Annotated in this window: 8 protein-coding genes and 1 pseudogene; 3 read left to right on the top strand and 6 right to left on the bottom strand. The window is 68.2% G+C overall.

The window, feature by feature from the left end; genetic code table 11:
* Window positions 1–31: 31 nt before the first annotated feature.
* Window positions 32–733: pseudogene (locus tag JXZ78_RS12940) on the bottom strand (TetR/AcrR family transcriptional regulator).
* A gap of 544 nt (window positions 734–1,277) precedes the next feature.
* Between JXZ78_RS12940 and JXZ78_RS12935 the strand changes: the two are divergent.
* From JXZ78_RS12935 to JXZ78_RS12925, 3 genes are read left to right on the top strand one after another with little or no spacing between them, the layout of a single operon-like run.
* The gene (locus JXZ78_RS12935) at window positions 1,278–1,523 is read left to right on the top strand and encodes a hypothetical protein (RefSeq protein WP_030018189.1); all 246 of its coding nucleotides are present in this window, start codon (window positions 1,278–1,280) and stop codon (window positions 1,521–1,523) included.
* A 35-nt stretch (window positions 1,524–1,558) separates the two neighbouring features.
* Complete coding sequence (locus JXZ78_RS12930) at window positions 1,559–1,993, top strand: hypothetical protein (protein ID WP_030018190.1); 435 nt, start codon at window positions 1,559–1,561, stop codon at window positions 1,991–1,993.
* Window positions 1,993–2,448 (top strand): hypothetical protein, encoded by a 456-nt coding sequence (locus JXZ78_RS12925; protein ID WP_030018191.1) that lies wholly within the window; start codon window positions 1,993–1,995, stop codon window positions 2,446–2,448. Before JXZ78_RS12930 ends, JXZ78_RS12925 begins: the two co-directional genes overlap by 1 nt.
* Before the next feature lie 136 nt (window positions 2,449–2,584).
* On the opposite strand, the gene JXZ78_RS12920 is transcribed toward JXZ78_RS12925, so the two are convergent.
* The 5 genes from JXZ78_RS12920 to JXZ78_RS12900 all read right to left on the bottom strand — a co-directional run bounded on the left by JXZ78_RS12920 (window position 2,585) and on the right by JXZ78_RS12900 (window position 11,065).
* Window positions 2,585–4,414: a hypothetical protein gene (locus tag JXZ78_RS12920; RefSeq protein ID WP_238783075.1), complete on the bottom strand. Its 1,830-nt coding sequence runs from the start codon at window positions 4,412–4,414 to the stop codon at window positions 2,585–2,587.
* A gap of 35 nt (window positions 4,415–4,449) precedes the next feature.
* The gene (locus tag JXZ78_RS12915) at window positions 4,450–4,908 is read right to left on the bottom strand and encodes an ABC-three component system middle component 2 (RefSeq protein ID WP_030018193.1); all 459 of its coding nucleotides are present in this window, start codon (window positions 4,906–4,908) and stop codon (window positions 4,450–4,452) included.
* Window positions 4,905–5,435: an ABC-three component system protein gene (locus JXZ78_RS12910; protein WP_238783074.1), complete on the bottom strand. Its 531-nt coding sequence runs from the start codon at window positions 5,433–5,435 to the stop codon at window positions 4,905–4,907. Before JXZ78_RS12910 ends, JXZ78_RS12915 begins: the two co-directional genes overlap by 4 nt.
* Window positions 5,436–5,467: 32 nt before the next feature.
* On the bottom strand, window positions 5,468–6,001 hold the full coding sequence (locus JXZ78_RS12905) for a restriction endonuclease (RefSeq protein ID WP_238783073.1): 534 nt from the start codon (window positions 5,999–6,001) through the stop codon (window positions 5,468–5,470).
* Between the two features lie 339 nt (window positions 6,002–6,340).
* Window positions 6,341–11,065 (bottom strand): NACHT domain-containing protein, encoded by a 4,725-nt coding sequence (locus JXZ78_RS12900; RefSeq protein WP_030018194.1) that lies wholly within the window; start codon window positions 11,063–11,065, stop codon window positions 6,341–6,343.
* Window positions 11,066–11,074: the final 9 nt, after the last annotated feature.

Below are 11,074 nucleotides of genomic sequence, written 5' to 3'. Positions count from 1 at the left end.
ACGATGGGGACGGGACCGGTCCGACAACTGCTTAGGGACGCCGGGTGTGCACGATGCCGCTGATGAGGGCATCAAAGATCAAGTTCCGGCGCGTGGCGGGTGCACCAGCGACAAGTTCCCCGGCCAGCGCAGCAACGCACGGGTGCCGGTCGACTGAAGCCTGCCGGAGGACATTCGTCAAGGCGTTCCAGTCCTCCTCGGCCCTGTCGGACTGCGTATGGGCCGACTGCTCCGCCGCGGTGGCGGTGGCGACCTGGAGCAGTGCGTCCACCCCCCAAGCAGCCTGGTCATCGGGGACACCGCCCTCGGCCATATGGGCCAGCAAGGCCTCGACCAGGTCGAGGTAGTTGGGGCCTGAGGGGCAGGCGGTCAGTGCCGACTAGGCGAGGCTGGTGTGGGCGTAGAGCACCTCGATGTACGAGGCGAGCAGAGCCTCGATCCGCTCGCGCCAGTCACCGCTCGCCACGGCCGGGCTCAGATCGACTTCGCCCAGCAGCTCCTCGAGGATCGCGGCGTGAAGCTCGGCGACGTTGGCGACGTAGACGTACAACGACGCCGGTCCCGTGTCGAGCTCTTGCGCCAACCGGCGCATCGTGACCCGTTGCAGGCCCTCGACCTTCATGATGCGGACCGCGGTGGCGATGATCCCCTCGCGCGTGAGCGCCGGCTTGGCGGGTCGCTCACGGCGGCTGCGGCGACCGGACGTTGAGAACTTCGTACTCGGCGGAGTGATTGATCTGGTGTGCACTCGCACCCCGCAGAGATGGCGCCTCTCCCAGTTCACGCTCGTCGAGGGGTGGGCGCTCGGAGACTCGCCATCTGCAGCAGCATTCGACGGCGCGTAAGACACGCAGGACTCCTTCGCCCTCGTCCCGTCGGGCCGTCAAAGTCGATCACGAACCGAAAGTCCGGCGGCGGGTGCTGCTCACACCCGACCGAAGAGAACACAACTGCAAGTCCCGAACGGTCGTGCGTATCAAACGCCTCGTTCGCGGGACCAGCAGGACACGTTGGGCAAGACCGGCGCGTCGCGGCTGGGAGTTTGCGGTGCATGGCTTCCACCTTCAGCATCCCCACCAGGGGCGAGCATGCGGCGGCCCCGGGTGCCGCACGGCAGGCCCTGTGGAACGTGAGTGCCCGCGACGTCGCAACGATCGTGTGCCCGACCTGCGGGGCGCCGCGGTACGCCCCCTGCCGGACCTTGCGGGACCGTCCGACAACGGCCCTGCACCGTGGCCGCACCCTGCGCTACCTCAACACCCGATTCGCACTGAACGATGCGCGAGCCTCACGTGCGCACCAAGCAGAAGCGCTCTGCGCCGGTCATCGACGGGGCGGGGCTGCGCGCGGTAAGGGTGCCGCATCCGCAGCCCTGGCAGCTGCCGCTGCACGAGCTGTCCGACCTGATCAATGTGAGCCTCCTGGACCTGGCCAGGGTCGTGACCGCACAGGCTTGCGGGATGCGACGTACCGGGCTCGACGAGTTGCTGTTCGGCCAGGACCGTATCCACCAGAGCCACTGACCTACGCACTGCACGACCGGCAGCTCCGGCGCGAAATGCGCGTCCTGTCCGGACGGCACGACAACATCGCACAAACCTTGCACTCCCAGCAGCACGCCGTGCACAAGCGGCTGCGAGAGGCGGAGCAGCGCCTCAAGCAGGAGCGTATCGCCGAGCTCACGGAAGCAGGGGTTCTCCCGTTCCCAGCGGCCTCCGACGACTCCAGGCGTGTGGCGCGAGCATGGCTGGGCCGCTATCGCAGCGACGAGAAGGAGGAGCTCGTCCGTGAACTCGCGGCAAGAGCTGGCGTGGCCGCCTCGGCAGCCGCTCCGGTGCGCCGCATCCAGGACAAGATCACCCGTTGCATCGACAACGGGTGGCTCATCGCACCCGTGAACGACGCCGTGCGAAAGGTCCTCGAACTCGACTCCCCCGCCTTCCAGCAGCGGCTGCTCACCGACGCCGCACAGCAGGAAAACGCGACGATGTGATGTGTCACCCGCTGGTGCTCAACCGGTGGCGAGACCAGCTCACCGAAACCCTGCTCGCCTTCGCCGCAGCCACCGGCAACCCGCACTGCAAGGGCCTACACGATCTGACGCTCCAGCGGACGCCGCGCACCCCGGATCAGATCGAGCGACTCCACTCCCAGCGGCGCTTGTTCGCCGCGCTGCTGCAGCGCCGCGCGGAGGCCATCCGTCTGATCATCTCGCTCAACGATGCCCTGTCCCTGGCCGAGCGCCGCGACCCCAGTCACGCGGTGCTCAAGCACGTCGCCGACCAGGCCTACAACGAGCTGGTGCGACGCTATCCAGAGCAGTACCGGCACATCCGCGCGCGCCTGTCACCTTTCGAGACCCGCGCCGGCCGTCTGCAGATCCCCGGCTCGCGCACGGAACTGCGCCGCCAGATCTTTGAGGAACTGGACCGCCGACATAGCGGATGACCGGTCGGACCCAAGTGACACAGCCAGACCGAAGGGTGCGGTGGGTGCCCGATACGTCTGAGTGGTTGGTCCCGCGGCGGATTTCTGCGCGTGCGTACCACCGAGGGAGCGGTTGCCCCCCGGTCTGCTCAGCGGTTCAGAGCGAGGCCGCGTCTGCCTCAGTCTCCTGAGGGCCCGTGGGGAAGAAGCCGTTTCTGCCAGGTCCTGTTCCGGTGAAGCGGTAGATGCTGGCTTCGGACAGGACGCTAAGGGGCGGGTCACCGTTCTCGATGATGACAGCCTGACCGGGGAAGTCGAGCATGTCTGCGTAGAACTGGTCGACCACGTGCGTAGTCATGTCGACGTCCTCGCCGACCGGCTCGTCGTCCAGGATGGGGTCCCGATAGGTGACCACCGGTGAGTCAAGAACGATGAAACCCGGGTGCGGCCTGTCGTTCTCCAGACAGAACTGGGCTAGCGCAGTGGTGAATGCGGAGTGCAGGACGGAGCGCACCCCTTTGCCTCGGCTGGGACGAGCACGGCCACCCGCACGGATGTCCATGGCGTACTGGTCGTACTCGGCGAACTCCACCGAGGGGACCTTCCATGCTTCCAGGGTGCGGCGCAGCGCCTCGTCGAACAACGTCAGGATCCGGTTGGGGACATAGTCGGACGGCCGCTGGGCCCCTCCCACCGCTTCACCGTCCAGCCGTGAGCGCCGCTGTTCCAGTTCGTCGATCCGCTCGTGGAGTTCGAGGTTCCGCTCGATCTCGGAGCGGGCATGGAGATGCTCCTCCATACGGGCGCGCATGGGGGCGAGCTGTTCCTGGGTGGCGGCGATCTCCTGGTCCATGCGGGCGGTGTCGTGCAGCAGGGATGCCCGGCGCTGGGTGAGCGTTTCGAACTGGACCAGCAGGTCCTCGATCGTGGGCAGCAGGTCGGCAAGGAGGCTGGTGGTCTTGGCGGTCTCGTTCTGGACGGCGAGGTGGAGCTGGGTCGTCTCGTGTTCGCTGTGTCCGGGGTGTTGGTGTTCCGGCTGAGCGCCGCAGAACACGCAGGTGCCCACCCGGAAGTAGCCCAGCAGGCTGCCGGCTTCGGTCACCATCTCCAGGCGGGCGAGATCGGAGCGGTACTGATCCTCCAGCAGGCGGAACCGGGACACCAGGTCGCCGGTCTCCCCGAGGCGGGACTCCACCACGGCCAGTTCCTCGGCTGCCTTCATCCGGGTGGTGACCGCCGTCAGGTGCCGGTCCGTGATCACTCGCAAGGTCGTGGAGTGCTCGTCGATGGACGCCTGCAGCCGCACCTGGCGATCCCGGAGCTCCCTGACGTTCTCGTTTGTGGTCAGTTTGCTCTGCAGATCGAGGATTATCTGATCGAGCAGAGTGATCTTGCCTTTGTTGACCCGGCGCTGTCCCGCGTTGAGGCCGGAGTCCACATCCGGATCGCTTTCACCGGTCAGCACCAGCCGCATGACCGAGGCTGCCGCCGTCTTGCCGCTGGCCGCGCCCGAGGGCAGGACCGGGGACAGAGGAGCGACCATTCGCGTCTCGGGGATGACACAGAGGTGGACGAGATCGCGCAGGGCCAGGCTGCGGCTGGCGCCGGCTTCGTTCTTGCGGATCCTCAGATCGGCCAGCGCAAGCTCGTTCATGAGGAACAGCGACAGGCTGTTCTTGCTGCGTGCCGTGTGGGCGGCGGTGACCTGGGTGTCGGCGGGCGCGGTCACCACCGAGCGATGATCGCTGCGGTAAAGGTGGATGGTGCTGCTGCGGGGGGCCCGCAGCAGGGTCAGCGGCGTCCCGTCCGGCAGCCGCAGTCCCAAAAGAATCTGGCTGTAGCCGTCGGCTTCCGGCACCTCGGGGGCCTGGCTGCCACCGAGCATGTACTCGATGGATTCAGCGATGAACGACTTGCCGGTGTCGGACGCCCCGTAGATCACGGTGAGGGCCGGGCCGAAGCTCACGCTCGCGGTGGGCTTGCCCATGCCCGCATAGGTGAGGTGGACCAGGCGCAGCTCACTCATGGCCGGCCCCCGCTGCGCGCGAGTTCGGCGGACGCACGGTCGATGATCTTCTGTGTCGCGGCGCGGGCGTCCGACCGCGCCGCGAAGCGGTGCAATGCCCACTCGGCCCGCTCCCGCAGCGACTCGACGTAGGACGCCTCCAGTACGTCGACGAAGGCGGGCCCCCGGTCGGTGGCCTTGTACATGAGGCCTTCGCTATCGTCGACGATGCTGGCGAGTCCGGCACGGATCAGCACGAGCAGCGCCTCCTCCAGGATGGCCCGTTTCATCCCGAGCTCTCCCCCGCGTGCCGGCAGGTCGGGATGAAGGCTGGGTGGCCCGTCGAATTCGCCGCTGTGGAGCACCACATGGTCCAGGGCGACCAGCCGCGCGACGTCCATGGGCTCGGGATGGCTCTCGGCGAGAAGGACGAGCGCGCGGACACCGACTTCGAGCGGGCTGTTGAGCGGGTTCACTTCTCCCCCTCCCGGCACCAAGTCAGACGATCCTCATTCGCTAGGTGATGGCATACCCCTTTGCGGGCGTTCGTCTCGACGAAGGGTGTGAGGACCGTCGGGGTCAGCTGGAGGGTGCCGGCCACGGCCATGACCGCGCCGTGCCGCTCCCAGCCGTCCAGGTAGGAGCGGGCTGCCACTTCCACGACAATGTCGTACACGTCCTTCTTCACCCGTTCGAAGTACGCCGGGTGCGTGGCATCGCGAGCGAACACGCGCACCGACTCGGCGGCGTAGAAGGCCTCGCGCTGTCGTTTGAGATGCTCGCTGGCCTCCTCGACGGTGGGCACGTCCTCGAGGTTGCTGACGGAACTGGGAAAGTGCTCGCGGTAGACGTCCACGAGGTGCTGGACGTAGCGGGCTTCGTCCTCGCGGTGCTGCGGCGGCGGAACCATCTGGCGGGGGCCTTGACCGAAAGGGGCGTAGGGGAAGCGATCCACGTAGTGCGAGGTGTTCTTGTGCAGCTCGAGCATCTCGTCGAGGTCCACGCACTCGAACATGGCGAAGTCGGTGTCCGCCGCTAGATCGCGACGGCTCGCCGCTGGTCATCGGTGAGCGCGGTCACGAGCTTGTCCCGGGTGGTGGACAGTTCCTGCAGGAACTTGGTCCGGCACTCGGTGGGCTTTGCGAACTGTCGGGGCAGGCTGCGCGAGATGATCGGGGCGACGAAGACGTACCGGGTGGGGACGGTGAACGCGCCGGCTGCGGCGGCCACGAACATCTTGCGTATCTCCCCGGCCGCGGTGCCCCAGGACAGGGCAGCGGTGTACCGCTTGCACTGATAGTTGTGCCACTGTCCCTCCAGCCTCTTGTGCGACAGATAGCCCGCCACGTCCACACCATGGTCGCCCGAGCCGCCGTGGCGCTCGACCAGGACGTACTTGGTGTCCAGCGCCGGAACCCACTCCTTGACGAACTCCTCGAACTGGTCGGGGTCGTAGAAGGACACCATCTGCTTGGGTGAGGGCATCGGCGCCATGCGCAGCGAATGAGCCAGCACGGTCAGCGGCGGCTGCTCTGCCCCCGCGGGCCCTGCACCGGACGAATCAGACACCCTTCCATCCCCCATTGCTCCAGATGACAGCACGACCCCGTCAGGCCTGAGCAGACGCGATTCATACCCCTGGCCACATCCACCAAACGACGTGGTCAGTTCCCCGACTGCGTGTCCCTTGGATTGGCCGACGGGCGCGGGTGTATGGCGGAAATTGGCTACGTGAGCGCCTGCCCCGAGCGCTCGCCGCTGACCCGTCCGCGGTCCTCGCCAAGGTCAGCGGACACCTGCCCAGCTGCTGATGGAGACGTTCACACTCGGCGTTGGGCACGATCAGGTCCGGCCACGAGGGGAGTCAACGCGCCTCGTGGTCCGGGAGCGCGATCGCTGTCCGCTCAGTCAGCTGCGGAGCCAGGAGCCCGGGGGTGGGCCGTCTGGTGCGTGGATTCCGTCCCGGGCGCAGTCGACTGCGTAGACCGCCCAGTCGCGTGTGTGTTCGCCAAGAGATCTGTCGCTGCTCATGTGATGGAGGGTCGCTAGGGTGTCCGGTCCGCACGCGAGGTCGACCATGAGGAGGACCGTGGCTGCCTTGTAGCGATGGACGTCCGCGATCTCGGCGTCGAAGGCCAGCTCACTCAGTACGCGCCTTGCCTCCAGCAGGCCGCCTGCGGCAGCGAGATCCCGGGCTGTCTGCAGGGCCATCACAGGCGGTGCCTGCCTTCCCTGCACCAGCTGGTGCAGGATCTCATCCGCGACACGGCACCGGTCCGGGCCGTGACGCACCAGGGCGTGGGCGGCCGCTATCCGAACCCCCGGCTCCTCGTCCGCCTGGTGTGCGATACGGGTGAGGAGGCGCGACGACCGTGCTTCGCTGGTCCATCCCCACCGATGAAGCTCCGCTGCCATCGATACGCGCTCGAGCCCGGCGCGGCGCTGTGTCAGACGTTCCCAGATGCCCTGGGCGGAGCGATGCAGATCCGGTCCCCACTGGGAGACACTCCGCAAAATGGTGAGCCGTTCAGTGTGCGAATCGGTTGGTCGCGTGTACAACGTCTCGAGATCCGAAGCGAGTTGGCGCCGGACATCGGGCCCCAGGACGGCCAGAGCCGCAAGACCTTGACGACGGGCCCCGGAGGGAAGCGCAGCGTCGCGCAGGGCAGAGAGAACGAGTGCAGTTGCTGTTCGGCATCCCGGCGGGTCGATGTTGCGTAGCGTCTCAGCTATGGCGAGGCGCTGGACAGGCGAGGCATCGGTAATGAGGTCCGCCAGCACCGTGTGGGCCTGTTCGGCGCAGCGTTCGCGTCCCTCCCCACGGGGAAGCAGCTTGACTGCTGCATGCCGGTGCTCCGTGCTCACCGAGGCGTCGTGCGCCAACTCCAGCAGGTGCTCGGTGGCGATGTCGAGGGCGGAGAAGTCGAGCAGGACCCGGCACAGCTCCAAGACGTCCTGCGGAGTGTGTGCCTCTTCGGTGACCTCTCGCACCAACTTGATCACCGGCGCGGAGGCGTCGGGAATCCGTCGCAGGAACCGGATGGCGGCACACCAATTCGAGAGGTCGCGTTGAGCGGTATGAGCGTGGGCGGCAAGGAAGCTGATGGCGTCGCTGGTGTGCTCGTCGCCCAGTCTGAGCAGAGCCCGCACGGTTGCCCGGGGGTCGCTGGAGATGTCCGACACCAGACGGTGTGCGAACAGGCCGGTTCCCAGGACCTGCACAGTCCGCTCGTACGCGGAAGTATCCCGGTACTCGCTCTTGCGCCGCAGTTTGAGGCAAAGGGCTGCGATGACGGGCTCGGCCGCGATCTGGTCAACGGACCGCGAGCACGCGGCGGCGATGCGGACAAGCTGCAGCGGGGCCTCGGCCGCATCAGGTACAAGGATGCGCCGCGCCAGCAGTTCGTAGGCCTGGTGTGCGGTGGCGCGCGGGCCGTGGATAAGCAGGGCGGCCAGGGCATGGGTCCGGCCGGGTGTGGTCGAGGCGGAGACCACGTTCACGTCGAAGACGTCGTCGGCCACAGCCGGCAGGTACGCCTCCGGGTGCGCGCACAGCCAGCGCGCCACCGCGTCCCACTGCTCTTCGGACAGGTCCGGCTCGGCGGAACCTTGTGCGTCGGCGGGCAGCACGCGCATTTTAGGCCTCCCCCTCCCGTCCCAGGACGGGAGGGGAAGCGGGCTGGCATCGCGTTCGGGGGCGGGGGCGGTGAGGGCGGCCCAGAGCGCGCGGTGGATCGCCGCCACTGTCGACCCGGGATCGCGGGATTCCGGCAGGCCCAGAGCGGCCAGCACCTTGGGGTACAGGACGTGACCTGCGGGCCCGGATGCACTTCGGCCTGAGATCTCGGAATCCAGGCGCCGAAGACCTACCGGGCCCGGTGTCCATGTCGGCGCGAAAGAGCCAAAGGGGTCTTCGGACGCGACGCGGTTGTTCCAGGCTGCCGGATGCCTTTCGGGGATCAGCGTCGAGTACGTCCATGGTGGGGCGATGCGGACTACCGCAGGGCGTCTCATCACCTGCGCGGCCTGGGCATCTCGCGAAGGTGACGAGGCGTCGATCTCCTCGATGAGCTTCACGGCCCGCTCGCGGTCGCTGGAGTGCACCCAGTGCCTCTCGCCGGCGATGCGCACCAGGCCCGCGCGAGCGGCGGCACGGGCCGGCCGCCCCAAGTCCATGAGCATCTCGGCCGAGCGCACCCGCTGGAAGCCGGTAAGCGGTCGCTCGTCCATGATCGCGGTGAGAGCCCGTACCGCTTCCGTCGTGGCGCTGCCCGCACGCAACAGGGCGCGGACAGCGGCATCCCGCAGCACCAAGGGGTAACGCGAGGCATCGAGCAGGTCCACGAGGAGATCCGCCACGGGGGCAGGAGCTATCCGGACCGTGTCGATGAGGAGTACCAAAGGCTCGAGCCACTCGTCCGACCTGCCTGTCCGCGCGACCCAGTAGCTGAGTGTCTCGGTGAGCGCGGCGTGGTGCGCCGGCGTGCTGGGAACGCCCTCGAAGATCAGGCGGGCTCCGAGTTCGCGCGCCTGGTCGTCGCCGGCCAGCAGCCAGTCCAGCAGGCCGCCCGTGTCCGACAGCAGCGCCCGGTGCAGCACCGCTTCATGGTCCCGCGGGTTGCTGCCGGTCAGCGCGCCGCGCAACGTATGCCACCACCGCGGGTTGGCCGCGTCGAACCGAGCCGGGAGCCGCCGCGCCGCGCCTGCCGAGGACAGGTGCTCGGCGAAACTGCGGTGCACGAAGGTCAGGTCGGCGCCGTCGTGGACCACCAGCCCGGTCGAGGTCAGGAGGGCAGCGACGACGTCAGGCCAGTCGGTTGGCCGCGGGTAGGGCTGGGAGTCGGCCGTGCGCAGCCACTCCAGTGCGGCGGACAGAATGTCCGCGCCGCGCAGCCAAGCCGACGCGCAGTGTTCCAGCAGATCGATTCGCCCAGCAACCAGGCGTTCCATGAGGTGGTCGGCTTCCGCCCAACCCGCCAGCCGGGAAAGCAGGTTGGCGGTCACCTGTTCCAGGCGCGATTCATACAGATGCGACACGAACCGCTGGTAGAGGGCAAAGGCCGTGTGCGGCAGCGGCTGGCCGGCTCGTTCCTCAAAGACAATGGCCGCGACGGTGGCCATCAGCGGAACGGATACGACTTCCTCGAGACGGGCTGTGTGGATCTGGGCCAGGAAGTCACCAGCGAGATCGGGCCTGCTCCGGAACCACCTCTGCACGAAATCGCGGCGCTGATCCCGCTCGAACGGCTCGATCTCGCATCGGCCGAGATCACGGCGGGCTTCCCAGCGGGACCTCTCGCGTGCCGGCAGCTGCCGAGTCGTGACCAGAAGCCGGTGCTTGGTCTCGATGTCCATGAACCGCCGCAGCCGATCGCACAGGTCCGTGCGGGCAGTCGCATCCTCCACCTCGTCCAGGCCGTCGATGATGACCAGCCAACACGTCTGCCCGGCCGGGCGGACGCACAGGTCTTCACCAAGGTCGACGTGCAGGCGGGCCGCGACGGCGGCACGAGCCGCGGCGGACACGGCCGCGAGGAGTTCCGTCTCGGGGCGGCCGGCCAGGTCACGCGCAGACACGCGGATCGGGACCAGCTGGGTCGCCTCACCCCGGCGCGTGGCCGGGATACGCACCAGCTCGGAGGACAACTGCAGGGTGAGCGTCGACTTCCCCGTTCCCGGAGGGCCGACGACCAGTACATGACGGAAGCGGGCGAGGAACTCCTCGACGGTCCGCGGCGGCCGCTCGTCCTCGGCCTGGGCGGCTTCTTGCGCGGTGTGGGAGCGCTGACGGGATTCGGCGCCTTCGGCGAGCTGCTGGCGTACGTAGACCTGGGTGAGGTCGTCTCGGTGGAGTCCCACGGACCGGTACGGGAAGGACACCGCTGCCTGCTGCTGTGCCTTCAACAGCTGCCAGACGCGGGGATTGAGCCAGCTGCGAGGGTCCTGGTCGCCCAGGAGACGTTCGCGCAGAACGTCGCCACGGACGCCATAGCTCTGCCGGATGGGTACGGCGGTGGTCATGTTGCTGTAGGCGACGCGCTCGTGCGCGCTGACCATGAGCCCGACCACGGCCGCCTTCCTGCGGTCCCAGAGCGGACCTCCGCTGTAGCCAGGCTGGACGGCAAACCCGGTCGGCGGGGCTTCCAAGACCAGCCACTCACCCGCCGCTCCATTGGCGCGCAGGCGCACCACGGTCCGCGGGTCGGCGTTGCCCCGCCAGGCCCACAGAGTGTCACCCAGTTCCGGAACGGCTACCGGCACCGGCCACAGCTCGCCCGGCAGAGCCGTCACCGGCTCGAGTTCGGCAAGGTCTGCAGCCCAGCGCCCGTCGCGCCCGCGCACGGGGGCGGTGTCCGGATCGGTCAGCGCACTGGCCGGCCACCACCTGCGTACCCGGGCCTGGACGCGCACACCGGGAGCCGCCGGGAACTCCAGGGTGACTTCGGCCCGACCCGGAGAAGCCGCGGTGAACTCGTCGCGGCCCAGGGCGAGATTGACGACGTGCGCGCACGTCAGGAGACTCGGCCGGTCCGGGTCCCCGCAGTGCGCGTAGACCCCACCGCCGATGACACGTCCGTCGTCCGCCACGACGGTGGCGAACGCGCTCCACAGAGGTTCGTCGGCCTCCATCATGCTCTTCCT

This window comes from Streptomyces monomycini (genome assembly GCF_022271435.1).
Classification (GTDB): Bacteria; Actinomycetota; Actinomycetes; order Streptomycetales; family Streptomycetaceae; genus Streptomyces; species Streptomyces monomycini.
This window is presented reverse-complemented; position numbering and strand designations above follow the sequence as displayed.

Bases quoted from the DNA above. Each gene is read 5' to 3' on its own strand.
- JXZ78_RS12925 (WP_030018191.1), top strand. From the start codon at position 1,993: ATGTGTCACCCGCTGGTGCTCAACCGGTGGCGAGACCAGCTCACCGAA.
- JXZ78_RS12900 (WP_030018194.1), bottom strand. From the start codon at position 11,065: ATGATGGAGGCCGACGAACCTCTGTGGAGCGCGTTCGCCACCGTCGTG.
- JXZ78_RS12930 (WP_030018190.1), top strand. From the start codon at position 1,559: ATGCGCGTCCTGTCCGGACGGCACGACAACATCGCACAAACCTTGCAC.
- JXZ78_RS12920 (WP_238783075.1), bottom strand. From the start codon at position 4,414: ATGGGCAAGCCCACCGCGAGCGTGAGCTTCGGCCCGGCCCTCACCGTG.
- JXZ78_RS12935 (WP_030018189.1), top strand. From the start codon at position 1,278: ATGCGCGAGCCTCACGTGCGCACCAAGCAGAAGCGCTCTGCGCCGGTC.